This window comes from Vibrio sp. Vb1018 (genome assembly GCF_033338775.1).
In the GTDB taxonomy this organism is placed as follows: domain Bacteria; phylum Pseudomonadota; class Gammaproteobacteria; order Enterobacterales; family Vibrionaceae; genus Vibrio; species Vibrio alginolyticus.
Genome location: NZ_JAWOTI010000005.1, coordinates 79986 through 105357, shown reverse-complemented (window position 1 = coordinate 105357; position 25372 = coordinate 79986). Strand labels below are relative to the sequence as shown.

The following is a 25372-nucleotide window of genomic DNA, read 5'->3' as shown; positions in this document are numbered from 1 at the left end:
GAACAAATATGAGCCAATACTGAGCACCAATAAATCAATAGAAAGAGAAAAAACGTCATGAACATTGATTTGAACCTAATTCCTCAAACGTTCGATATGCTTCACGCAGGCCTAACCGCATCGAGCGTTTTGCTTCTTCTAGTTGCAGTGTCGCGCAAATCAAAAGTGGTCGAGAAAGTGGTAGAAAAACCAGTCGAGAAAATCGTCGAGGTTGAGAAACCAGTTGAGAAGATCGTTGAAGTAGAAAAAGTAGTGGAAGTAGAGAAAGTCGTAGAGCGTGTTGTAGAAGTTGAATCAAAACTTGCAACCGCATCAACAGACTCTGCAATGCAGCTGCTTTCTATCATGCAACAAGAAGCTCGCCTGATTGACTTCCTAAAAGAAGACCTAACGTCATTCTCTGATGAAGAAGTAGGCGCAGCCGCTCGCGTAATCCACACTGGCGGTCAGAAAGTACTGAACGACTACGTGACGCTAGCGCACGTTCGTAACGAAGATGAAGAAACTCGCATTACGGTTGAAGAAGGCTTCAACCCACAAGAAATCCGCCTAACTGGCAACGTAACAGGCAGCGCGCCATTCAACGGCACGCTAGTTCACAAAGGCTGGAAAGCAACATCAATGACGTTGCCTAAACTGGCTGAGAACTACGATGCTTCTGTGATCGCTCCAGCTGAGGTTGAGCTGTAATGGAACACATGAACCAAGAAAACCATTCTCAAGAAGCGTCTGTTGAAACTCAACAGACACCTAAATTCAGTGTTGGTATCGACTTAGGTACAACACACTGTGTCATGTCTTTTGTTGATACACACAACGAAGACGCTCGCGTTGAAGTGATGCCAATCCCGCAGTTAACTGCGCCGGGTACGGTAGAGACTCGTAGCCAATTAGGCTCTTTCCTTTACCAACCACACGAACACGAAATGAACCCGCAATCACGCGTTCTTCCGTGGTCGAGCGAGCCAAAAGCTCTGGTTGGTGCGATTGCACGTAACCTAGGTTCGAAAACGCCAATTCGTCTTGTTGCAAGTGCGAAATCTTGGCTTTGCCACGCTGGTGTAAACCGTCGTGATGCTTTCCTGCCAGCAGGTAGCCCAGAAGAAGTGGAAAAAGTATCCCCTCTTCGCGCGACAGAGCTTTACCTAGAGCACCTAAAAGACGCTTGGAATCACACCAATCCAAATCACAACCTTGCCGATCAAGACGTGACTATTACGGTTCCTGCTTCTTTCGATCCTGCTGCTCGTGATCTAACAGCCGAAGCAGCACGCAACGTTGGGTTTGTGCACCTAACGCTTCTAGAAGAGCCACAAGCTGCGCTTTACAACTGGATCGATAACAGCAATGACAAATGGCGCGATGAAGTTGAAGTTGGCGACATCGTGCTTGTGGTCGATATCGGTGGTGGTACAACCGACCTTTCTTTGGTTGAAGTAACTGAAGACGACGGCAACCTAACTCTGAAACGCATCGCGGTAGGTGAACACATCCTACTTGGCGGTGACAACATGGATCTTGCACTTGCGTACCGCTTGAAAATGAAGCTAGCGCAAGAAGGCAAAGAGCTACAGCCATGGCAAGTTCAGGCAATGACACACGCATGTCGTGACGCGAAAGAAGCGTTATTGAACGACAGCGAACTTCAGTCAGTGCCAATCGTAGTACCAAGCCGTGGTTCTAAACTGCTTGGCGCAACGCTGAAAACAGAACTGACTCAAGAAGAAGTACAACAAACACTGGTTGATGGCTTCTTCCCTCAAGTTGCAATTACTGACCACCCTGTTCAACGTAACCGTGGAGCACTAACGCAAATGGGTCTGCCTTACGCACAAGATGCAGGCATTACTCGTCACATTGCAGCGTTCTTGTCTAAGCAAGCCAATGCTCTTTCTACTTCAGGAAATGGCGCAGAAGCAGCAGCTCAAGATTTCAACCCATTCGCTAACATGCCTGGTATGCCAGGTTCGGATGCAGCGCAGTCAGCTGACTTCATCAAGCCAACCGCAATCCTATTCAACGGTGGTGTTCTGAAATCGAAACTTCTAGCAACTCGTCTAGAAGACACGATCAACGAATGGCTAATTGAAGCAGATGCAGAAATGGCAAAACGCCTAACAGGTGTGGATCTAGACCTTGCAGTTGCTAGCGGTGCGGCTTACTACGGCTCTGTGCGTCGTGGGCAGGGCGTTCGTATCCGTGGTGGTATTGCTTCGGCGTACTACGTGGGTATCGAAAGTGCGATGCCAGCTATTCCGGGCATGGCGCCGCCAATGGAAGCACTTTGTGTTGCACCATTTGGTATGGAAGAAGGCTCAAGCGTTGACGTACCAAGCCAAGAGTTTGGTTTGATCATCGGCCAGCCAGTTAACTTCCAATTCTTCGGCTCAACGGTTCGTCGTGATGACCTAGCAGGTACTCACCTAGACTACTGGGCACCAGAAGAGCTTGAAGAGCTTCCAGAAATCCAAGTAACGCTGCCTGTATCTGAAGGTCGTCGTGAAGGTGAAGTGGTTCCAGTAACCCTAGCCTCTCGCGTCACAGAGCTTGGTACGCTTTACTTAGAAGCCATTGCCGCTGATAACGGTCAAAAATGGCATGTTGAGTTCGATGTGCGCGAAGACGCGAAAAGCAACTCAGACGAAGAAGAATAAATAGAAATCAAACGGCATCCAATCGGGTGCCGTTTTTAAATACACGAAGGTTTGTATGGCATCTCCTCGTTTTCTTGTTGGTATTGACCTTGGCACCACAAACACTGTTGTGGCGTACTGTGAAATCACCGACAACCTTGAACAATCCGAAGTATCCCTATTCGACATCGACCAATTGATTGGCCCGGGTGAAGTGGTTCGTAAGCCATTGCTGCCCTCTTTCCGCTATCACCCTGCGGTTGGTCAAATCTCCCCTTCTGACCTAACACTCCCTTGGGAAAACGAGCCTGTCTCTGGCGACATTAGTAATGTGATCGTGGGTGAATGGGCTCGTGAATTAGGCGCGAAGGTGGAAGGACGTCAGGTATCCAGTGCTAAAAGCTGGCTATCGCACCAAGCAGTGGATCGTAGTTCAGACATTCTTCCTTGGGCGGGCGCGCAAGACGTAGATAAAGTCTCACCCGTTATTGCCAGCGCAAGCTACCTCAACCACATTCGTCAAGCATGGAACTACCGTCACCCTAGCAATAAGCTAGAAGACCAAGATGTGGTTGTGACCGTTCCAGCTTCGTTCGATGAAACCGCTCGTAAACTCACGCTTGAAGCTGCACAGCTGGCTGGTTTAAAGAAAATCGTCCTGCTCGAAGAACCACAAGCCGTATGTTACGACTGGTACGCACGCCACCAGCAAACCGCAGCTGATGAACTCAAAGAGTTACCGCTGATTCTGGTGTGTGATGTGGGCGGTGGTACTACCGACTTGAGCTTGATTGAAGCCAGTTTCTCTTCTCAAGATGAACTAGCCCTTGATCGTATTGGTGTTGGCGAACACTTAATGCTGGGCGGTGACAACCTCGACTTAGCATTAGCGCACCTTGCGGAAAGCCGCTTCAACCAGAGTAAGAAGCTCACTGCTGCAAGCCTGACTAAGTTGATTCAGCAAACTCGCAAGGCGAAAGAAAACCTACTTTCAGCGAGTGCACCTGAAGAAGTGAAGATCACCATGCTGGGCAGCGGCTCGAAACTTCTTGGCGGAACAAAGAGTATTGGGCTGAGCAAACAAGAAGTGCACCAAATCGCTTTGGATGGCTTCTTCCCGCTTTCTGATTTCAGTGAAGTACCAGACAAACGCCGCAGCGCCGTTGTCGAGTTTGGTCTTCCATACGTTGCTGACCCAGCTGTTAGCAAACACGTAGCCGAGTTCTTAACTCAGCACCAACAAGTTGCTCGTGCCGCTCTTCGCATTGAAGACGACAAACAAAATGCCATTCCGGTAGGTTTGCTACTCAACGGTGGTGTGTTCAACAGTGAGCTTGTGACTGAGCGTGTCACTACCCTCCTTTCCGATTGGCGCGGCGCTCCGGTTACGGTATTAGATAACCCACATCCAGATTGGTCTGTTGCCCTGGGTGCTGTTGCATTTGGTAAAGCACGTCGTGGTGCGCAGCTTAAAATTGGTGGCGGTGCAGCGCGTTCTTACTTCTTGCACCTTCAAGAGAAGAACAAGATGGGCAAAGCGCTCTGTTTGCTTGCAAAAGGTACAGAAGAAGGACACGAGATCCGCTTAAGTGGTCGTCGTTTCTCGCTTACCCTAGGTGAACCTGTTCGCTTTAACCTCCTGACTTCTACCCACGACACCTTAACCAATAACACCGCTATTCAAAATGGCGTGATGGTTGACGTTGACCCCGGCTTATTTGCTCCTCTTCCGCCTTATATCACCACCCTTGAAGGTGAAGGCGCTGAACTGCAAGCCAACCAGAAAGAGCGTGTAGAAGTACAACTGGCGTGTCAGTTGACCGAAGTCGGCACGCTTAAGATGGAATGTGTCAGCGCAGAAGACGATAGCAAACGTTGGGAGTTGGAGTTCGAAGTTCGTAACAAGCAAACCGACGACAACGAGCAAGTTAAGCTTCACCCTAAACTGAACGAATGTAAGGAGCTGATCGCTCGCCTTTACAGCGGTAATAAGAAAAGCGCGGAAAGTAAAGAGATCAAAACCTTAGCCAAAGATCTTGAGAAGAAACTGGGCAAACGTGATGAATGGGATTTCACGACCCTACGTCAACTGTTCGATACCTTTGCACAGGGTCGTAAGCGTCGTCGCCGTTCTGAACAACACGAGAAAAACTGGCTTCGTTTGGCTGGTTTTGCACTGCGTCCTGGCTTTGGCGATCCAACCGACTCATGGCGCATTGAGCAAGTTTGGGGTCTCTACCAACAAAACATTCAGTTCAAGAACCATCAAGGTTGGACTGACTGGTGGGTGTTCTGGCGTCGTATCGCAGGTGGTTTAAGCCAAGAGCAACAAGAGACCATCTTGGCGGACATCGCGAAATACCTACACCCTGGCGCGATGAAAAACCCACAGTCAGCCAAAGCGGCACAAGACATGGGTTATGAATCCATGGTTCGATTAGCTGCATCGCTTGAACACCTAGAAGTCGAAGACAAGGTTCTATTGGCTACGTGGTTCTTGAGCAAAGCCATCAACCATAACCAGTTCGAACAAGCACACTGGTGGGCAATGGGTCGCTTGGCATCACGTACGCCTTTGTATGGCAGCCAGCATAACGTCATTCCTCGTGAACAAGCGGAACAGTGGTTGCCTAAGCTGTTAGAGCAGAACTGGCAGAAAGAGCCAATGATCGCTTTCGCAGCCGTAATGATTTGTCGTAAGACGGGCGACCGCCTATTCGATATCTCAGACGACTACCGTGAGCAGGTACTGGCTAAGTTGAAGCAAAGCAAGGTACCTGAATCTTGGGTATCACTGGTTGAAGAAGTCAAAGAGCTATCTGAGAGCGAATCGAAGCGTATCTTCGGTGATGCACTACCAAGCGGTCTGACACTGGTAAATAACTAGGCTCTCACGCTTATAAACGCAACAAAGCCCTTCTCGTGAAGGGCTTTGTTTTATCTGATTCTAATAGCTGACGAAAGACGACTCGTTAGTTCATTTCCGTATTGATCACCACATCACGCGTTTCATTATCCATATCACTGATGCCGACCACTGAGATTTCACGGTCAGATAAATTCTCAATCATGCTGTCTTCTAACCCACCGTCCGTCATCCACGCATAGAATTTTTCCGCAATACGATCCGAACCTTCCCCGACAAACGTTAATGTGACCTTCTTCATTTGTGACACTCCATCAATTTACGATTCAGCCACTTAAGCGTAGTATGTTTCGCAAATATCGACATAAACTAGGACTAACTTCTTTTATGAGTATCGAAAAATTTGACGCGATTTATCAGCGCGCTGCCGAGCGTAAAGGTGGTGAAGATCAACTTGAAGCGCTTTTGTCTCATCCACTAAGCAAAGAAGAATTGGCAGCGATTCCAGATGACCGTTGGCTGGCCGCTTTTTCGATGAAGGTATTCCAAAGTGGGATTTCGTGGAGCGTGGTTCGCAACAAGTGGCCGAACTTCGAAGAAGTGTTCTTCGGATTTAAGATTGAGCCGTTGTTGATGCTGTCAGACGAGCAATGGGAAACCAAAGCAACCGACAAACGCATCATTCGCCACCTCACTAAAGTCATGTCGATTCCTGCTAATGCTCGTATGATCCACGAAGCAAAAATCGAATACGGCTCGTTTGGCAAAATGGTTGCCGATTGGCCGCAAGAGAAAATCACCGACCTGTGGGCGTATTTGAAGAAACGCGGTAATCGCCTAGGCGGAAATACAGGCCCTTACACTCTGCGTCAAATGGGCGTAGACACCTTCATCTTGTCTAGCGACGTTGAAGCTTACCTGCGTAATTGCAAGATCATTGAAGGTGGCAAAGATACGAAGAAATCGCTCGATGCCACCAACAAAGCGTTTGTTCAATGGCAGCAAGAAAGTGGCAGAAGCCTGTCTGAGATCAGCCAAATCATTGCGTTCAGCACCGGTGATAATCGCATTTAATCCAGACTGAACCCAAAATACAAACGGCGCACTGATCATTGGATTTAGTGCGCCGTTTTTATGTTCATTGGTTAATGTACACACTTACTTGGAAGCCAGTGATTCCCACTCCGTCAGTAGCTGCATAATACGGTGAGAATCGTCCCATGTTGCACAAGGGTTTTCTAGCGAGGTACGCCCCTCTTCAACCGCTTGGCGAATATTGCGCACTTGATAGAAGAAAGCATCCCCTGCCGCGGGAACAGACACTTCACGCTTCGACGTCTCGTAAATTTCCACACTAAACTGGTTATCTTGCGTTGGTAGCCATGGGTTTGAATCTAATGTGATACAGCCTTTGCTACCCAGAATAGTGAATTGGTGTTTCAATCCATGATCTTCGGCGGTGTGTACGCTCGCCGTTTGTTGCTCACCGAATTGCATCATCAAACTCGATTCACAGATATTCCCATCGTTACCTCGTCGACCAATCGCCGTCATAGAGCGGTTTCCAAAGGCTTGTTCACCCAACATGGTTTTCACCACCAAATGCACCAATGACATTGGGTAGCAACCTAAGTTATACAAAGCACCTTTACTGTCTGGATTAACAAACTGCGCAATCGACGCAATATAAGACGTGTGGATGGAGCGAAGTTCACCAATCTCTCCCGATTTAAGCACAGAAACCAACTCGCTGATCAATGGGTGATGTAAGTACATCAAACCCTCAGCAAAGAATACCTTGTGTGTTTCGACTGCTTTTAGTGCCAACTCGGTTTTTTCCATATCTACCGACAGTGACTTTTCACACAGGATCGCTTTTCCCTGCTCTGCCGCTTTAACGATAAAGTCATGATGAAGGTGATTTGGCAATGCGATGTAAATAATGTCGACTTGCTCATCGGCAATCAACGCATCGTAATCGTTGAACGTATTCTCGATGCCATATTGCTCAGCGAATGTCTTTAAGTTCTGCTCCGAACGCCCAGCAACCGCGTACAGTTCACTCTTGTCATCGCCTTGGATTGCCTCAGCCATGACACCTGAGATAAAGCTTGTGCCTAAAATACCCCATTTCATGTTCGCCTCTCCTATTGAGCTTGGGTTTCGAATGCTTGAACTAACTCTGCCATTTCAGCCGCAATAAACGCTTGTGTATGCGGCATAGCAAAATGCGCTTCAATCGCGGCGCGGTTTTCATATCGCTCCCAAAGAATCACACGTTGTGGATCTTTAGAATCGTAGGTCGCACTCGCTTGCAAGCACCCCGCTTCGCTTTGCATATCAAGGCAAAATTGTTCAATGGCTTCAACTACTTGTTGTCTTGGCTTATCGGCATTCATTTTCAGTTCGGCGGTAACAAAAATCGTCTCATTCATGATGGATCTCTTTCTCCATTCTTAATCATACGCCCACTGTAATTAACCTCGTTTGATTGATAAACTCTGCTTTAGTTATTTCTTTATCAACTCTGGGTGTGCAATGGATAAATTAACAAGCATGAAAGTTTTCGCTTACGTGGTCGAACACGGCAGCTTTCGTAATGCTGCACACCACTTTGATATTTCACCGACCATGGTTGGCAAGCACGTGAGCTTTCTTGAGCAAAGCTTAGGTACACAGCTGATTCATCGGACCACGCGCAAACAGTCCTTGACCGAAGCTGGCAGACTCTACTATCAAGAGTGCCACCGCATTATTGAAGACATCACCAACGCAGAGAACCTGATCCAGACGCTGATCAACCGTCCAACCGGAACAGTAAAAGTTAACTGCCCTGTCACGTATGGCAAAAAGGTCATTGCTCCTATCGTGGCTGACTTCTTAGCTGAATTTCCCGATTTGAACGTTGAGCTGATGTTGGACAACAATTTGATTGACCCATATGGAAGCGAAGCTGACGTGATTATTCGTATTGGTGAGTTGGTCGATTCGTCGTTAGTTGCAAGAAAACTGGGGGAGTACGACATGACTTACTGCGCCTCACCCTCTTATCTTAAGCAACACGCTCCTATCCAATCGCTTGATGACCTTGAACATCATCATTGTTTGGGATTCCAGTACCACCAAGGGGAAAGCCAACAAGTGGTGAACATGCCATCTAATACCTTTGGAAACAGCAACACTCGATTAACGTCTAACAATGGTGATGTGCTTAAGTTTGCCGCGTTAAAAGGCTCTGGCGTTCTTCTACAACCAAAGATCTTAGTTGAGCAGGAAGTCCAATCTGGTGCCTTGGTAGAAATTCTCCAGCAACATGCTCCCAAGCCAAAACCGATCCACCTGCTTTACCGTTCAAAACAGCTTTCCCTTAAAAACCGTACCTTGGTCGATTTTATTCTTTCTCATGTGAATCCATAACGTCACCCCATAAAGCGGCGACAATTTAACCATTTAATTAACTTTTATTGTCGATATGACAAATATTATTGCTTGTTAATTGTCTTTATTTTTCATGTTGTTAGTCAGAGACACCCATTAACTAGGCATAATTTATTGATTCACACCAATTGCATTGCTCTGACAAAGTGACTAGGATTGCCGCCTTTCCTGAGTGAACTATCAAAAAAATATCGAGAAATTTAATCTAATTTCTCTTCCTGTTCGTGTGCAATCACAACATTTACACTCATTTCAAATTGCATAAGCACATTCCTTTGCTTATGAAAACGACATTGATTTCTCAACGCTTTTAGTCACGTATGTGACTTTTTGGCTTGAGAGAGATTTTTATTCAAGGTAGGTCACAAGGACGCTACCCCTTGACTGCATTTACTGGAGGATAAGATGCCTAAAGGTCTAATGCTGACTGACTTAGCCATCGCTGGCTTACTATTGATTTTGGCAAAAGTCATTCGCGTTCACGCGCCATTACTACAGCGTATGTACATTCCATCGGCGGTTCTCGCAGGATTATTCGGTCTAATTTTTGGACCAGCCCTGTTAGACGTACTGCCTTGGACCGATACCTTTACCGCTAACGCAAGCCTGTTAACTGCTGCACTTTTTTCTGCGTTAGGTCTGGCAACAGATGTTCCATCACCGAAAACCGTCGCACAGCGTGCTGGCTCATTGTGGGCGTTCAACCAAATCGCTTCTGTTTCTCAGTGGTTATTTGCAGCAATGTTTGGTCTCGCGATCACTACCTTCTTCTGGCCAGAGATTAATCCCGGCTTTGGTGTGACAATGTCTGCAGGCTTTATGGGCGGTCACGGTTCAGCCTCTGTTGTTGGTGAAATCTTCACGGGACTTGGTTGGGAAGATGGCTTCACACTAGGTTTAACCTTCGCAACCGTGGGTATCTTCATTTCGATTTCTGTCGGCATGCTCATGCTGCAATTCGCATTGAAAATGGGTTGGATTCGTAGCTTTACGACATTCGACAGCATGGACGAACACGAACGCAAAGGCCTTGTTAAGCCTGATGATCAAGAACCAGTAATGAAAGACACCATGTCTTCCCTGTCGGTTGATTCTTTCGCGATTCACGCTGCGTTGGTTGTAGTGGTAACAGCTTTCTCGTATGTAGCGGCTAACTACTTATCTTCTTTCCACGATAAGGTACAAATCCCTACGTTCGTAACTGGCTTCCTTGGCGGCATGCTCGTGCGAATCGTCGCGAAACAAACGAAAGCTTCACGCTATCTTTGTGACGGTGCATTCAAACACGCTGCGGGCATCAGTACCGATTATTTGATTATCTTTGGTATCTCAGCCATCAAGATTACCGTCCTAGCCCAGTATTTAATGCCGATGGTAGTGCTTGCAATCGGCGGTATCGCCTTCACACTATGGCTAATCTTCTGGGTTGCCCCACGTATCATGGGAGAAGATTGGTTCGAGAAAGGCATTTTCTCTTGGGGTTGGTTAACCGGTACGGTTGCCATGGGTATTGCCTTGCTTCGTATTGTTGATCCAAAAATGCGTAGCAAGGTGCTTGATGATTACGCCATCGCTTATGTCCCTGGCTCAATCACTGACATCTTTATCATCTCTTTGATGCCAATCGCGATGTATAACGGCATGCACTGGCAAGCGCTTGGTGTAGGATTAGGTTACATCGCAATTGTCTTATTTATTTGGCGATTCATTTTTAAACGTAACCGCAGTGCTCTGACACACGAATCTTAGTCGCTTTACTCGGGAGGATTTTATCCTCTCGAGTTCATTCCTTGGTTTTTATCAAAATCACTTCTCATCCCGAAAGTAAGCAACTTGTTTTATATTTGAGATTTGCAATCCCGATCTCTTATTATCATTCTTTTTTAATACTTGACCTGAAAGTTTCTATATCAGAATAGCCGCCTATTCGTTTCTAAAACATGGAGAAAGGCTGTGCGTCGCTCTCAAGGATTTACTCTTATTGAACTCATTGTGTGCATCATCATTCTTGGTATTGTAAGCGTCGTTGCATTTCCTAAATTTCTTGGCTTACAAAAAGATGCCAGAGTGGCGGTTCTATATGGAGCCAGAGAAGCACTCATGACCGCCAACAACTTTGTCTACACCAAAGCAGTGATTCAATCTCAAGAGACAGTAGATGGCGGCATACAATATAACATTGATCTAGATAATGACGGCCATAACGACCTAATTGGTTACTTTGGATTTATCAAAAATGTTATTCCAGCAAAAGAGCTAGCAGGCTTTGATCCGCAACTCACTATTAACACTTGGTATGGGGTAGATAGCCCAGACGAGCCCTACTTCCTTATTGGTTTTGCAAACAAGCCTGTTGGTCCAGAACATATGTGTTATGTCGAAGTTTACTACCCAGAAACTCCTGGTGGCCAAGTGAAATACAAAATACAAACTGACGATTGCTAATTCCCATATAGAGTGGCAGTAACACTTTTACTTTTGGTGTCTTCATCGTTATTGCGAGGTAATGGCTCCAAAACCACCATTAACAACTATTTCACATAATGTCGTCGCACAGTTAGCTCATAGAGATAAAACCAGTAATTTGCGCCGACACATGGCTATAATTGAAACAATCTATCGTTTTTAAACCCGCCTATAACTTGTGCTTGTAAACTCATCATTTCGCTCAATAATAGTTCTATAACAAATTCAATAATTTAAAGCGGGAGGCGTAATGAGAATATTCTGGCAGCTACGTTGGTATTTCCAACAAAAGTGGAGGCACTATGTCGGATCCATTCTGCTTTTCGCTGTGATATCAGCACTACAGCTTGTTCCGCCCAAAGCAGTTGGCATCATAGTTGACGGCGTCGTAGACAACACTTTAGATACAAATACGCTGATTCTATGGCTCTCAGGGTTAACTGTACTGATCTTTACCATTTATGGGTGTCGCATCTTATGGCGAATTTGGCTTTTCGGCGCAAGCTGGGAGCTCGGGACCATTCTACGTAACCGTCTATATAGGCATTTATCGACACAGCCACCTCGTTTTTTTGAACGTTACAAGACGGGGGATCTGATGGCTCGTGGCACTAATGATGTGCGTAATATCGTTATGACAGCCGGCGAAGGGGTTTTAACCGCCGCAGACTCTTTGATCACTGGTATTGCGGTTTTAATCATTATGGTAACGCAAGTAAGCTGGAAGCTCACCGTAATGGCGCTTCTTCCAATGCCATTTCTTGCCATCATCATCTTCTTTATTGTGCGCATCCTACATCAACGCTTTCGTGTCGCTCAGGAAGCCTTTTCTACCATGTCAGACATGACACAAGAGTCACTTAATGGCGTGCGAATGCTGCGTGCTTTCGGATTAGAAAACCAAGAGCAGCAACGTTTTGAAGAGGTTGTGGATGATACTGGCGAAAAGAACATCGCTGTTGCAAGAGTCGATGCTAGATTTGACCCGGCAATTCAGTTAACCATCGGTCTTTCTTTCCTTCTTAGTGTCGCTGCTGGTGCTTACCTTGTTGATAAAGGTGAGATCACGCTTGGTGATCTGACCGCATTTACGATGTATTTAGGGTTGATGATATGGCCGATGCTGGCATTCGCATTCCTATTTAACATTTTAGAAAGAGGCTCTGCCGCATGGAACCGACTACAAGAGATCTTTGATGAAAAGCCAGAAATTATCAGTGGCAATAAGCCAATAGAAAATAAACCACTTCCGTTGAAAATTGATATCGACGATTTCCACTGGTCTAGTGATTTACCACCCGCTTTGACGGAAGTAAACATCGAACTGGAACCCGGAAAAATGTTGGGAGTTGCAGGGCCTGTAGGAAGCGGAAAATCGACCCTGTTAACACTACTTTTGCGTCAACATGATTTAGAAAACGGCTCAATTAAATTCGGTGATGTCGAGATCAAGGATGCCTTACTACCGCAGTGGCGCAACCGTTTTGCCGTGGTTAATCAAAGCCCGTTTCTATTCTCCAAATCTATCTTCGACAATATTGCCTTAGGCAACCCTAATGCAGAGAAAGAAGAAGTCTATAGAGCAGCAAAGTTAGCCTGTATACATGACGATATTGAGAAGTTTCCTGAAGGCTACCAAACAGAAGTCGGCGAAAAAGGCATTACACTCTCCGGCGGGCAAAAACAACGTATTGCGATAGCACGCGCTATGCTGCTGAATGCCCAAGTGTTGGTTTTGGACGATGCACTTTCCGCTGTCGATGGACGGACCGAACATCAAATCCTTAAGAATTTAGAAACATACTACCGTAATCAAGCCCTAATCGTTATTGCGCACCGCCTCACCGCTTTGGAAGCAGCAGACGAGATCATTGTATTGAATCACGGACACATTACTGAACGTGGGCAACATAGCGCTTTATTAGCGCATAAAGGCTGGTACGCCGAGATGTTCGAGTACCAAAAACTAGAGCAGGCGATGGAGGAATAATGAATGAACCACACCAGCACGTTTAAACGGTTAATGTCTTACCCATTATCTCAACCAAAGCCAATGATTAAAGGACTCGCCTTACTGTTTATTGCAGCGTTAGCCAGCGCCGGCGGCCCTTGGTTGATTCAATATTTCATTGATGAGCACATCGCTAAAGGTGACTATTCACAAAATGTTCTGATTTCGCTAGCAGTAGGTTATATCGCTCTTCAGATCGTATCGGCAACATTCCAGTATTTTCAGTCATTGCAATTTAGCATTGTCGCGGCTAACACGATCAAAGCGATTCGTAAGCAAGTATTTTCTGGCGTGATTAAGCAGCCGTTGTCTGCGTTTGATTACACTCCTGCTGGAAAATTGGTGTCGCGAATCACCAACGATACGGAATCTTTACAGCAATTTTATGAGCTTTTGATCGCGACCGTGGTGAAAAACGTGGTCATGATTGTCGTAATGCTTGGCGTTATGTTTTTCATGAGCTGGAAGCTCACACTCGTTGTGCTTGTATTGCTGCCGATCGTCATCGGCTTTATGTACTTGTTTAAGCAGCTAAGTACAGAAAGCTACCGAAAGATGCGTGACCTATTGACCGATATAAATGCGAATCTGAGTGAATCCATTCAAGGGATGAGTGTCATTCAATTAATGCAACAAGAAGAGCGTTTTAATAAACAGTTCAACGAGCTAACCGCAGAGCATCTGGTGGCATCTAAACGAGTGATTCGGCTAAACGGCTATCTGCTAAGACCATTAATGGACTTACTCGCTGGTCTTGCGTTGCTTTGCTTGGTTGCGATCTTTGGTTTTAATGGTATTGAGTTGATTGGTGTGGGGGTACTGTATGCATTTATCAGTTATCTTGCGCGAGTTACTGAACCACTAATTGAGATGACTCAGCAACTTGCTCTACTTCAGCAGGCGTTAGTATCAAGCGAACGTGTTTTTGAATTGATTGATGCGAAAGAACAAACTTACGGGGGCGATCATCAACCATTAAGGTCAGGTGCTATCGAACTTAAAGACCTCACATTTAGCTACGATGGTAAACAGGACGTCCTAAAAGACATTTCGTTGAAGGCCAACCACCAAGACTTTATCGCGCTTGTCGGGCATACAGGAAGCGGTAAAAGCACCTTAGCGTCACTGTTAATGGGCTTTTATCCAACTCAATGTGGTGAACTGCTCATAGATGGTCGTCCACTTAAAACATTAGGGAAAGACGTACTTCGCAAAGATGTGGCAATGGTTCAACAAGATCCACATATTCTCCCTGCTTCAGTCAGAGAAAACATCTCTCTCAGTCGGGCGGTTGATGACAATCAAATATGGGATGCGTTAGACAAGGTAGGTTTGGCAGAACAAATTCATCGTTACCCTAACGGGCTAGACACGCAGTTAGGTCAAGGCGAAACTAATTTATCTGCAGGTCAGAAACAGCTTTTGGCGTTAGCACGTGTGCTTGTGGTAAAACCTAAGATATTGATATTAGATGAAGCAACCGCAAATATTGACTCAGGAACAGAGGCTTTAATCCAAAAGAGCTTGGCGGTCCTCAGACAAGACATGACGCTCGTTGTTATTGCTCATCGGCTTTCAACTATCTTAGATGCAGACCAAATCATTGTTCTTCATCATGGGGAGTTAGTCGAGAAAGGCACACACAAAGCACTCTTAACGCAAAATGGTCGTTATGCTCAAATGTATCAGTTACAGCAAGCAAACCGACATCTACAACAGATTGAAGAAGACACCAAGCAACTCGAAGAAGCGGTGTGATTTTAAGCCCGTGCCTTCTTTTTATTTAGTCGGCATGGGCATAATTGGTGTAACTTCAAAATTTAACCTTGTTAGCTTCCAATTTCTTCATAATGTGAACTAATTTTCTATTTCTTACCTATTATTGACATAACCCCTCGCTATATCACGCAAGGTCGTTGTAAAATCGTACGGTACTTAAGTCTACTGCCTGTGGCATTGGGCTGAATTCCGCTTTCTAATTATGCACATTAATCTCATGACACAAGTCCATGGACAAAGATAAGTTTACTAACATCTATCGCTTGCCTGGTTCGATTCAAATTCGTATCGGTAAATGGCAAAAGACGTTCCGCGGCACCTCTGATTTAGTTTTACATCAGGCGCTAATGGAGCGTAATAAGCAATTTAAGAAGCCAGACTTTTTACCTAAAGGCTGGTGTGTCACTCCTATTGATGAAAACGACATTACCATTACGCATCACGGTAAATATATCCAAACCGTTATGCGCACAATGCTGGACAGAAAGGTCTCATACAAGCGACTGTTCCTATCTCGAATGAGTCTCGAAGAAGGTGAAAAAGTGCTCCACAATTACAAGCTGGAGTGGGTAAGAAAACATAACCAGATCGCCAAAAAGTACAATCAAATTAAAAAGAAACAATATATGAACTTTGCAAGAGAAGAAGAGGAAACCCTCTACCCTTCGATTCCAAAGGGTGAGTTTGACAAAACGTTATGGAACAAACTTGTCGTATCATCGTTTGGCCCGCAGAAAAAGTACAAAAACCCGCACTTTGTCCGTAAAGCCGATTTCTAAATAAACACCCCTAAAGTTAGGGGTGTTTATTTATACGTTAACTCACCAGTCGTAAGTTAAACTTGCAATAACATTTTGTCGGTCGCCATACCAACAAAAGCCATCACATGTCGCTATGTACTTTTTATCCGCGATGTTTTTAGCTGCGACTTGTAGCTTGTAATCGCCGATTCGATAACTGACCGTCGCATCCATTAAGAAATAACTTGGTACTTTTAGTCTCTCTTCATTGTCTCCGTATGACTCACCTGTATAGCGCGCGCCTAAGCCAACAGCAAAGCCATCAAGAGGTCCATCAAAGAAACGATAATGTGCCCAAGCTGATGATACGGTATTCGCCACTTGGGAAGGTGTTTTGCCAACCCATGCCTTATTGATGTCTTCTTTTATCTCTGCATCAACGTACGCAATGTTCCCGATCAATGTTAAGGATGGTGTCACATTAGCTACAGCTTCAAACTCAACGCCGTTATTTTCTATTTTTCCTATTTGCGTTAATTCACTCAAGTAGATACGAGCCAAGTTTTCTTTTGTTGCCCGATACGTTGCAACATTGAAATAACCATCAAATGAATCCGGTTGGTATTTCATACCGATTTCAAATTGATCACCGCTTTCAGGCTTCGCTGGCTTACCATTGCTGTCTTCTTGAATAATTGGATCAAAGTACTGAGAGTAACTAAAGTATGGCGTGAAGCCAGAATCAGAAATATAAGCCGTTCCCACGCTAAACGTCCACTCTCCATTATCGACTTTCGTGCGAGCACCCGTGGTAACATTATGTACTTCATTACTTGTATCGTCGTAACGTGCCCCCAATAACATCGCCCATTTATCGTTGATCAGCATATGATCTTGAAAGTAGACGCCGAGTTGCTGATTATCGATTTTCGTTCTTTGCTTATCGGTTTCGCTCAATGGTTGTAGCGTATTCGGATCGAGTAACATTATGTTATCCGAATAAGTAGGATTAAATACATTAAACCTAGGATCGGGCAAAGCTCCCATTGGTGTGTTTAATAATGCACTACCATTAGCAACGATAGGGTCATTGGCAAAATCTTTACCATCGATACTGATCATTTGAAAATCTATGCCCAACATCAAGTTATGCTCAACACTTCCCCAATTTACTTGGTGCATCAAACGATTATCGATATTAAAAGCATCAGATGACCCATCTTCTGTTGAAGCACCCCGAAGTATGGTTTTGCGTTCATTTGATGGGTCCAAAGCCGGCCCCAACGCAGGCACGTCAGCCGAGTAAACGTACGAATACATTTGTCTTAGCTTAACATCCATTTCGCTGTAACGAGCTGCTTGAACAAATGAAGTGGTATCATTAAATGCATGAGAAAACTCATAGCCTAAAGACACCTGCTCACGCTCAAACGTCTCCCAGTTAGGATTGCCTATCGCTAAACTATCACTGATCTTTCCATTTTTGTTTGGCGTTAACGTTCCTTCAACTGGCAAAAATTGCAGATAAGGATCTGAGTCGTCTTTTTGATAGCTCGTTAGAAAGGTAATTTCAGACGTCTCATTAAATTTGTACGTCATCGATGGAGAGAGAAGAATGCGCTCTGCTTCTACACCACTAATTCTCGTCCCATTTTTTCTCGCTAACCCTTGAAAGCGAAAAGCTAGCTGCTCACTCACCTCAGAGTTTACGTCAAGAGAAAGTTGTTTACGGTCTTCAGAACCGTACTCCAAAGATACAAGTCCTGACCCCCCATCAAATTGAGGTCGCTTACTGACAAGATTGATAACCCCACCTGGAGGGTTTTGCCCATAAAGAACAGACGCTGCACCACGTAAAACTTCAACCCTCTCTAACGCAAACGGATCTATTTGCCAACTATAGAAGCCAGAAGAATATAAACGGGTACCATCTTGATACAACCCACTGTTCGCCTGTTTAAAACCACGAATAATAAACCAATCTTGCTTGTTATCTTCGCCGAAATAATTAGTTTGAATGCTTGGTGTGTACTGTAGTGCGTCAGAAATGCTAATAGAGGCACGATCATCCATTTGCTCTCGCGTAACAACAGACACCGCTCTTGGAGTCTCATTGATAGCAATATCAGTTTTCGTCGCTGCCCGACTCTTCGCTCCGAGATAACTAAAATCTGGACCAACTGCACTGTCTTGCTGCTGTCCAATCACAACTATATTTTCATCTTCCTGAGCCAAGACATTTGGCGTTGATACAGCTAATACAACCGCCATCGACGTTGGTGTCAGCATAAACTGCCGAGTCATATTCTCTCCTTTTTGTCGGCAGCCAAACCAACCCTTCATGACTTCAGCGACCGCTGAAAGAAAAGCGAGTTACGGCATCGCCAGTTGTTTCCGTAAAAGACAAACCAGAGGTTTTGCATAAAGCACTCGCATAGGTTACGAATGCCACTACGAGTGCTTATTTGTATAAGTACTTTCTTGGTTGAGGCTTAGCTCATTTCTATAAGCGGCGTAAACCCCACATTAAATACAAACCGCCAATGAGAGACGCCATAAGCCCTGTTGGTATTTCTTGCGGGTAAAGGACCTGTCGTCCCAACCAATCAGCCAACAACATCACCCCTGCCCCCAGTATCGCGGCGCATAACATGTGTTGTGACGCTTTGTTAAAACCAAATAAGCGAGCTAAATGCGGAGCCAACAACCCAACAAAGCTAATCGGGCCAACAACCAATGTCGCACTGACCGTGAGACAAGCAACTAAAAGAAGCAGTATTGCGCGTGAACGATCAACTCGAATTCCAAGTGCTTTAGAGGAAGCGGCACCGACAGGAAGAATATCCAGCCATCTTACGCAGAGAAAACTCAACCCTATAAAGACAAGTGCAGATAAAGACAATGGGAGTAACGTTTCAACCGAGACATAGTAGGTAGACCCAGACAACCAAGCCAATGCTTGATAACTTCTTGGGTCACCAGTGGCTAGAATAAAGCTCTGTATTGCATTCATCAGTGCGGTTATCGCAATACCAGTCAACAAAATACGCTCCGGCTGAAAGCCTGACTTACGGTTTAGCAGCACAATGACTAATACCGTCGCTAATGCACCTACGAGCCCGCCTAGAGAAAGAGTGAAAATTGACGAACCAAACCCAGTAAACATCGCGATGATCAATCCCATTGCTGTCCCTGAACTGATACCGATCACTTCAGGACTTGCCATTGGGTTTCCACTTAGGCGTTGAATCATGGTTCCAGCAATCGCTAACATTGCCCCCGCAATTGCTGCTGCAAATAATCTAGGTGCGCGCCACTCCAAAAAAATCCAATTTTGGCTAGCAAATAAGTTTGCCCACCCTTCATTTTGCACAGCAACCGTGGCAAAAAGAACAACAGAAATTAACGTGCCGATCAACGCCAATGAGATCGCTTTAGGGTTTAGCTTGTAAACATGTTCACGATGTCGAGTTAACACTGTTTGAGTATGGCCCTGCGTCTTTTGTGATAAGCGAGGTAACAGCCATAACAGTAGCGGAGCGCCCAGTGCAGCGGTTGCAGCTCCCGTTGGTATAAAACTCGCCATTAGCCCTGGCAGTTGCTGAATAACCAAATCGGTTAAAGTCAATAACATGGCACCAATCAGCATTGATACCCAAAGCTTATGCTGGATTTTATTGATACCTATCAATCGAGTAATCGCTGGCGCCGCTAACCCGATGAAACCGATGATTCCTACCGCAGAAACCACCCAAGAAGTGATTAACACCGCAAGCCCAAGACAGACAAAACGCAACTTAGCTAACGAGACACCTAAACTCTTGGCACCTTGCTCGGAGAGTTCCAACAGACTTAACGGCTTTGCAATCACAAATGCAATGATCGTAGCAAGTGCGATTCGAGGGGCAAGATACGAGAAATCTCCCCATCCACTCTGAACAAGCGAACCCGCTCCCCATATCATTAACCCATTCAGCTTTTCGGTATTCATCATCAGAATAACCGTACTTAATGATGCAAAGTACAGGTTTATCACTAACCCAGAAACGACGACAACCGTTGGAGATAACGCTCGTCGCCATGACAACAGCATCACCAACCCCATCGATATCACACCGCCGATGAGAGCAACCAAATTAGGCGCGATATCCAACATCCAAGGTGCGAATAGCGTAGCTAACATCAAAGCAAAACTTGAACCGCTCGCCACACCAAGTGTCGTGGGTGAAGCGAGAGGGTTACGCAGCACTTGCTGCATCAATACCCCAGCAACCGCTAATCCAGCACCAGATATAATCGTGGTGAAGACTCGAGGCCACCAGCTAAAGTGAAGTAAAACAGAATCGATAGATTGAAAGTTAGGCTCCCATAAACTGATTAGAGCCAACGAAAATGAGCTTACTTGGTACAATTGGAAAGCACCAATAGAAAAGGTAAATGCCGAAAGTAACACCACAAAGCTCAAAGGCATCGTTTTCATTGTGTTAACTCCTCGACCTTACTCGCCGTAACTAACTCTGCGAAACGGAGAGCTGAAGGCATAGAACCAAAACTCCAAACGGGTGCGACTTGCATGACCTTTTCACCAGATTGTTGAACAACATATTGCCAAAATGGGTCTTGAGAGAGCTGCTCCGCTCCACCGTAAGGTAATGGCTCTACGATAACAATTTGAGCTTTTATGCCAGCTAACTTGTCGATGCCAACTAGGCTAAAGCCCCAGCTATTCGTCTTTTCATTCCATGCATTACTCAGCCCAATCTTTTCGATAGCCTGAGAGTAAAGACTATTTTGACCAAAAACACGAACGTGCTTCGTATCCATAAACTGAATCATTAAAAGCGGCGGCTGGTCTTTGTTTATGCGCTGTTTTAATAAAGAGAAACGTTTTTCATATTGTTGGATAAGCGCCTCTGCTTCCGCTTCTCTTCCCAGCTCTTCACCAAACCTCCGAGTGAAACGAGTAAGTACCGACCAATCTGTGATCCCGCTTTCATATAAGTCAATGGTGGTAACCGGGGCGATATCAACTAAGCGATGCTTCATTGAGGAGAAGTACGGGGCAATAAAAATACGATCAGGTCTGAGCTCGTAAATGCGCTCTATATTGGGTTGAGTTCTTAACCCTACATCCTTCGTTTGAGGTGGTAACGGTGGCGATTTTACCCAAGCATCGTAATCTTGCCCTTGAGCAACGCCTACAGGTACGACCCCTAAAGCCAACATCGTTTCAGTTTGTGTCCAATCAACCGACATCACCCGAGGTGATGCGTCAGCTAGTGCTTGAAAAGAACTGACCAAAAGCGCACTAAGTGAGAGAGCGAAAGAGAAATGTTTAAGTCGAGTGTTTGTACTACTCATTATTCCAACCTTTAGCTTGGCATCGCCACCGGATAACCCGCAGGGTGGTCAGAGATCATCATCTCTATCCCATATATGTCCCTCAACTTAGGTTCAGTAAACACCTGTTCAACATTGCCTTGTGCAATCAAATCACCTTGATGTAATGCAACGATGTAGTCGCAAAATCGTGCAGCCAAGTTGATGTCGTGTAATACGATAATAACGCCCAAACCCAGTTCTTGACTGAGTTTAGAGATAAGCTTCAACATATCGACTTGATGGCTGATATCTAGCGCAGACAAAGGCTCATCAAGAAGCAAATACTCGGTTTTTTGGGCTAACAGCATAGCTAGCCACACACGTTGACGCTCTCCTCCAGATAACGTGTCCACTAAGCGATCTGCGTATTTTAGTGTGCCTGTCATCGCCATTGCTTCTTCAACAATGTCGTGATCTTTCTTACTCAAACGTCCAAGTAAACCATGCCATGGATAACGACCAAAACCGACTAAATCTCGACCTAAAATACTGTCGGTCACTGGAAGATGCTGAGGCAAGTAGGCAATGTGTTGGGCAAACTTTTTCGCTGAGAGATCGTTAATGCTCGTTCCATGCAGAACCACGTCACCAGCGGTGTATGGCTGTTGCTGTGCCAGCAACTTTAACAATGTGGATTTTCCTGAACCATTGTGTCCAACAAGAGCGTATGTTTTTCCGGGTTCAAATGTCACATCAAACGCTTTTAGCAATGACTTGCCTTCAATCTCAAACTGGAGTGCTTTAGCTTCCAACATCCCTACTTCACCTAATAGCCATTTACGAATAACAGTTATTCAAAGCTCTCATTCGTTGATCACGTTTGCCGTTCTTATTCAACAGAACGATTAATAAGGGAGGTTTTATATAACAACAAAGATACAAATGCAAACCGTTGTCATTATCATTACATCAACAAAATCATTGAGAGAATTGCTAAGTGTTAGTGATAATTTGCTCTGCTGAACTTCATTAGTAAATTATAGGCAGGTCAACGAGAGCAGCGGTCTCCCACTGCTCTCGCATAAATTTGAACGAATACTGCAGCGTATGAAGAAATGAAAAATGCCGCAGTGAATACATTAATGACGAGCGTCAGCGCCAAACTCTACTTCTTTATAGATATCGGCCAGCGACTTTTTACCTTGTTTGTCTTTGGCTGAACGCTTTTTCTTAGTTTGATAATGGTATTCTTGCTCCTGAAGTGCTTGTTCGTGCTCTTTTGCTGACTCAACAAACTCAGGATTTGCAAGTGCTTGTTGGCGTAAGCGGTTTACTCTTTCAAGGGTTTCCCACAACATACTTCACCTCCAAACTTATTACTGTATATAAAAACAGTATTGTTTAAATATTCCTCCTCGTCAACATTTCAACTTTGTTACTGCTCTTCACATTAACCCCAAGCCTGTATAGTGCTCGGGATATTTGTGGATGATTTGCTTTATATAACCTTGATGCTCTCGCAGAGCATCAACACATTCTCGAGATAACCATCCCTGATATACCCATTTTTCAAGTTCTAACAATGCGTATGGGATGGACCACGCTTGTCTGTACGGATGGTGCGTCGTCATAAAATCAAAGGCATTCGCGACAGCCGTAATTTGCGCGGCGATTGGTATATCATCACTGGTTAAACCATACGGATAACCAGTGCCATTTAAATTTTCGTACTGATAAATAATCATCTGCAAAAACAAAGTCACACTCGGGTGAACCGGATTTCCGATACGGGCAACTATGTCATCCGCTGAATCGATACAACGCTCAATATGTTGAATCAATATCGCCTCTTGTTCTTGAGAGTAATTTGTTCGGCGGCTAGCAATTTCAACTGGCAGCTGACTATCACCGAGCGCATGGAACTGAGCAAAAATACCAATATCTTCGACCATTTCGTCATTCAGGTGATAACGATCCGCTAACTGCGTTGCGATAATTTGACTGTAGTACTTCATGCGTTTGGTATGCGCGTAATACTCAGGTGAATAGCCTGGCATCATACATTGCATTCGGTTAGCTAGCGTTTCTATCGCATTGACTACTTGAGTTTCTGATTCAACCGCAAATCGAATCATTTCGAAATAAGGTTTAAGACCATTCAGCGCTTCTAAACTAAACGCATCACGTTGAGTGGAGTTCAAAAATACAAAACCAGTAAAAGCTTTATTGTCATAACAAGGAATAGCAGCCGACGACTGATATCCGTGTTTGAGTAAAATTTGAACCCGAGGACAGTGCTTAATATCATGAAGGTCTTCGACGATACGAGGAACCGCGTTTTTAGAGGCAATATTGAGGTGGTGGAGTTTACGGAATGCTGATTCGTGATGGGCTAAACACCAAGTGTCGAACTCACTTTCTGCAAATGATTTGAGCACATCTTGGTCTGGGTGATATTTTGCAAATGACACCCTATCAATACATGGCAAGTGCACCTGCATCCTGCCTTTTAGCGTTTGCAGTTGCTCGTTAAGCGGTTTTGCAAACGGGTAAAAACTCCGGTGCGCCATGCTTCACCTCCACACCAAAGCAGAGAAACAAGAAAAGCTCATTGTGTTGCAAATTCAATGGTATTTTGAGCGGTTTTCTCCACTTAAATTATCGATATACCACAACTTAAGTGTACGAAATAAAAGCACATTTCTACCAATTTTTTCACCGGATATCTTACGGTAATTTGATCCAGATTAAAAAAGCCAACGAGCGAAACTCGTTGGCCTAACAATACTGATTGATTACGATGGATTCAGTAACTAGAAGTTATTCAAAGAACGTTCTAAACAACTAGCCTAGAGCAGGAAGAACACCCAGCGTAATTAACACCTGAGCGAATACGATGCCAGTGCCAGCGATGCCCGTTATCACTAACGCACCTTGACCACCTGCGACGCGGTACTCCCCAGTAAAATCATCCGATTTACGAACCTTGATCACCATAACCAAAGGCAAAAAGATGGCTAAAATCGCTAAGGCAATCGCTGCATAGCCCAAAGCCATAATAAAGCCTTGAGGATAGAAAAGTGCGAAGCCTAGCGGTGGAGTAAACGTCACTAGTGCCGCAATCAAACGATTAGGCTTATCGTTACTTCCTTTGATGGTATCACCCAAAAATTCGAATAGACCCAAACTCACGCCAAGGAACGATGTCAACAATGCCAGGTCAGCAAACACACCAACAATGCTACCCAAATTTGATTGGTGTACTGTCTGAGATAGTTGACCAATCAGTGCGCTCAACCCTCCGTTCTCAACAAGCGTACTTTGGCTAACCACACCCAACGTCACGATTTGCCAAAAGATATAAATAACGAGTGGAATCGTCGAACCAATAATAACGGCTTTGCGTAAAGAAGAAGTGTCACCGTCTAAGTAATTCACAATTGCAGGTATACTTCCGTGGAAACCAAACGAAGTAAAGATCACCGGAATCGCCGCTACAACAAGGCCTTGTTCGATTGGCATACTTAACAAGTAAGATTCCGTAACGTTTGGAGCAAGAAAAGAAAGCACCGCAACCATCGCAATGAGCTTCATCGCGAACAGAACTCGGTTTACTTTATCGACCGTACCGGTACCCACTGTCACAACTAAAGTCACAATCAAGGTAAAGATTATCGTTGATGTAGGCCCTGAAATATCGAGGTCAAACCATTGTGCAAGGCGGTCTCCGAACTGAGCACCACCGCCAGCGATATACGCTGCACATAATGAGTAGAAAAGAAACAACATCGCAAAACTTGCCACCCACTTGCCTTTTTGACCTAGGATCTGTTTCGCCAAAGTATGAAGTGTAGCACTACTCTCCGCATGTTGATGAAGCTCAAGCATAAGCAAGGCAGTGAAAGCCATCAGAGCCCATAAGCCTAGCATGATGATAATAGAAGTTGAAAAACCAATGCCGGCAGAGGCAAGTGGAAGCGCTAGCATACCAGCGCCTATTGTAGTGCCCGCAATAATTAGCGTACTACCGAATACTTTAGAACGACTCATTGTATATTAATCTTTACACTTTATTAGAAATTATCAGTATTAGATCGGGCAACGGCGGACCGAAACC

The 25372-nt window shown here is 45.0% G+C and carries 20 protein-coding genes; 10 read left to right on the top strand and 10 right to left on the bottom strand.

Annotated features, from left to right (window positions below):
- Positions 1 to 57: 57 nt before the first annotated feature.
- Genes R7Z10_RS07690 through R7Z10_RS07680 form a run of 3 tightly spaced genes read left to right on the top strand, consistent with a single transcriptional unit; the run spans position 58 to position 5520 of the window.
- Entirely contained in the window at positions 58 to 690 is a 633-nt protein-coding gene (locus tag R7Z10_RS07690) for a DUF2760 domain-containing protein (RefSeq protein WP_017634945.1), read from the top strand.
- Complete coding sequence (locus R7Z10_RS07685) at positions 690 to 2654, top strand: Hsp70 family protein (RefSeq protein WP_033905246.1); 1965 nt, start codon at positions 690 to 692, stop codon at positions 2652 to 2654. Before R7Z10_RS07690 ends, R7Z10_RS07685 begins: the two co-directional genes overlap by 1 nt.
- A 55-nt stretch (positions 2655 to 2709) precedes the next feature.
- The gene (locus R7Z10_RS07680) at positions 2710 to 5520 is read left to right on the top strand and encodes an Hsp70 family protein (protein WP_318104521.1); all 2811 of its coding nucleotides are present in this window, start codon (positions 2710 to 2712) and stop codon (positions 5518 to 5520) included.
- Between the two features lie 85 nt (positions 5521 to 5605).
- On the opposite strand, the gene R7Z10_RS07675 is transcribed toward R7Z10_RS07680, so the two are convergent.
- Positions 5606 to 5800: a hypothetical protein gene (locus R7Z10_RS07675; RefSeq protein WP_005377692.1), complete on the bottom strand. Its 195-nt coding sequence runs from the start codon at positions 5798 to 5800 to the stop codon at positions 5606 to 5608.
- A gap of 86 nt (positions 5801 to 5886) precedes the next feature.
- On the opposite strand from R7Z10_RS07675, the gene R7Z10_RS07670 reads away from it, so the two are divergent.
- On the top strand, positions 5887 to 6573 hold the full coding sequence (locus tag R7Z10_RS07670) for a DNA-3-methyladenine glycosylase I (protein ID WP_005377694.1): 687 nt from the start codon (positions 5887 to 5889) through the stop codon (positions 6571 to 6573).
- A gap of 84 nt (positions 6574 to 6657) precedes the next feature.
- Here R7Z10_RS07670 and R7Z10_RS07665 read toward each other — a convergent pair whose 3' ends face one another.
- Both R7Z10_RS07665 and R7Z10_RS07660 read right to left on the bottom strand, forming a co-directional pair.
- Positions 6658 to 7635: a Gfo/Idh/MocA family protein gene (locus tag R7Z10_RS07665; protein ID WP_170897099.1), complete on the bottom strand. Its 978-nt coding sequence runs from the start codon at positions 7633 to 7635 to the stop codon at positions 6658 to 6660.
- Positions 7636 to 7646: 11 nt separating this feature from the next.
- Positions 7647 to 7934 (bottom strand): putative quinol monooxygenase, encoded by a 288-nt coding sequence (locus R7Z10_RS07660; protein ID WP_017820638.1) that lies wholly within the window; start codon positions 7932 to 7934, stop codon positions 7647 to 7649.
- A 103-nt stretch (positions 7935 to 8037) separates the two neighbouring features.
- Here R7Z10_RS07660 and R7Z10_RS07655 point away from each other — a divergent pair, with 103 nt between their 5' ends.
- The 6 genes from R7Z10_RS07655 to R7Z10_RS07630 all read left to right on the top strand — a co-directional run bounded on the left by R7Z10_RS07655 (position 8038) and on the right by R7Z10_RS07630 (position 15972).
- The gene (locus tag R7Z10_RS07655) at positions 8038 to 8916 is read left to right on the top strand and encodes a LysR family transcriptional regulator (protein ID WP_054701440.1); all 879 of its coding nucleotides are present in this window, start codon (positions 8038 to 8040) and stop codon (positions 8914 to 8916) included.
- Between the two features lie 426 nt (positions 8917 to 9342).
- Positions 9343 to 10686, top strand: coding sequence for a sodium/glutamate symporter (locus R7Z10_RS07650; RefSeq protein ID WP_318104515.1), 1344 nt, complete (start codon positions 9343 to 9345; stop codon positions 10684 to 10686).
- Positions 10687 to 10890: 204 nt separating this feature from the next.
- Positions 10891 to 11382 (top strand): type II secretion system protein, encoded by a 492-nt coding sequence (locus R7Z10_RS07645; protein ID WP_005377704.1) that lies wholly within the window; start codon positions 10891 to 10893, stop codon positions 11380 to 11382.
- Between the two features lie 271 nt (positions 11383 to 11653).
- The gene (locus tag R7Z10_RS07640; RefSeq protein WP_025998567.1) at positions 11654 to 13393 is read left to right on the top strand and encodes an ABC transporter transmembrane domain-containing protein; all 1740 of its coding nucleotides are present in this window, start codon (positions 11654 to 11656) and stop codon (positions 13391 to 13393) included.
- 3 nt (positions 13394 to 13396) lie between these two features.
- Positions 13397 to 15172 (top strand): ABC transporter transmembrane domain-containing protein, encoded by a 1776-nt coding sequence (locus tag R7Z10_RS07635; protein WP_017634029.1) that lies wholly within the window; start codon positions 13397 to 13399, stop codon positions 15170 to 15172.
- Between the two features lie 251 nt (positions 15173 to 15423).
- Positions 15424 to 15972, top strand: coding sequence for a hypothetical protein (locus tag R7Z10_RS07630; RefSeq protein WP_017634028.1), 549 nt, complete (start codon positions 15424 to 15426; stop codon positions 15970 to 15972).
- Positions 15973 to 16014: 42 nt separating this feature from the next.
- Here the strand turns inward: R7Z10_RS07630 and R7Z10_RS07625 are convergent, their stop codons facing one another.
- The 7 genes from R7Z10_RS07625 to R7Z10_RS07595 all read right to left on the bottom strand — a co-directional run bounded on the left by R7Z10_RS07625 (position 16015) and on the right by R7Z10_RS07595 (position 25305).
- Positions 16015 to 18237, bottom strand: coding sequence for a TonB-dependent siderophore receptor (locus R7Z10_RS07625; protein WP_191116336.1), 2223 nt, complete (start codon positions 18235 to 18237; stop codon positions 16015 to 16017).
- A gap of 199 nt (positions 18238 to 18436) precedes the next feature.
- Complete coding sequence (gene fhuB / locus R7Z10_RS07620) at positions 18437 to 20413, bottom strand: Fe(3+)-hydroxamate ABC transporter permease FhuB (protein ID WP_054576913.1); 1977 nt, start codon at positions 20411 to 20413, stop codon at positions 18437 to 18439.
- Complete coding sequence (locus R7Z10_RS07615) at positions 20410 to 21294, bottom strand: iron-siderophore ABC transporter substrate-binding protein (protein WP_054574124.1); 885 nt, start codon at positions 21292 to 21294, stop codon at positions 20410 to 20412. Before R7Z10_RS07615 ends, fhuB begins: the two co-directional genes overlap by 4 nt.
- Before the next feature lie 11 nt (positions 21295 to 21305).
- On the bottom strand, positions 21306 to 22070 hold the full coding sequence (locus R7Z10_RS07610) for an ABC transporter ATP-binding protein (RefSeq protein ID WP_005377721.1): 765 nt from the start codon (positions 22068 to 22070) through the stop codon (positions 21306 to 21308).
- Positions 22071 to 22394: 324 nt separating this feature from the next.
- Positions 22395 to 22613, bottom strand: coding sequence for a hypothetical protein (locus tag R7Z10_RS07605; RefSeq protein ID WP_005377723.1), 219 nt, complete (start codon positions 22611 to 22613; stop codon positions 22395 to 22397).
- Positions 22614 to 22700: 87 nt separating this feature from the next.
- Positions 22701 to 23825, bottom strand: a complete 1125-nt coding sequence (locus tag R7Z10_RS07600) for an HD-GYP domain-containing protein (protein WP_017634025.1) — start codon at positions 23823 to 23825, stop codon at positions 22701 to 22703.
- A gap of 274 nt (positions 23826 to 24099) precedes the next feature.
- Entirely contained in the window at positions 24100 to 25305 is a 1206-nt protein-coding gene (locus R7Z10_RS07595) for an aromatic amino acid transport family protein (RefSeq protein ID WP_033905238.1), read from the bottom strand.
- Between the last annotated feature and the right edge of the window lie 67 nt (positions 25306 to 25372).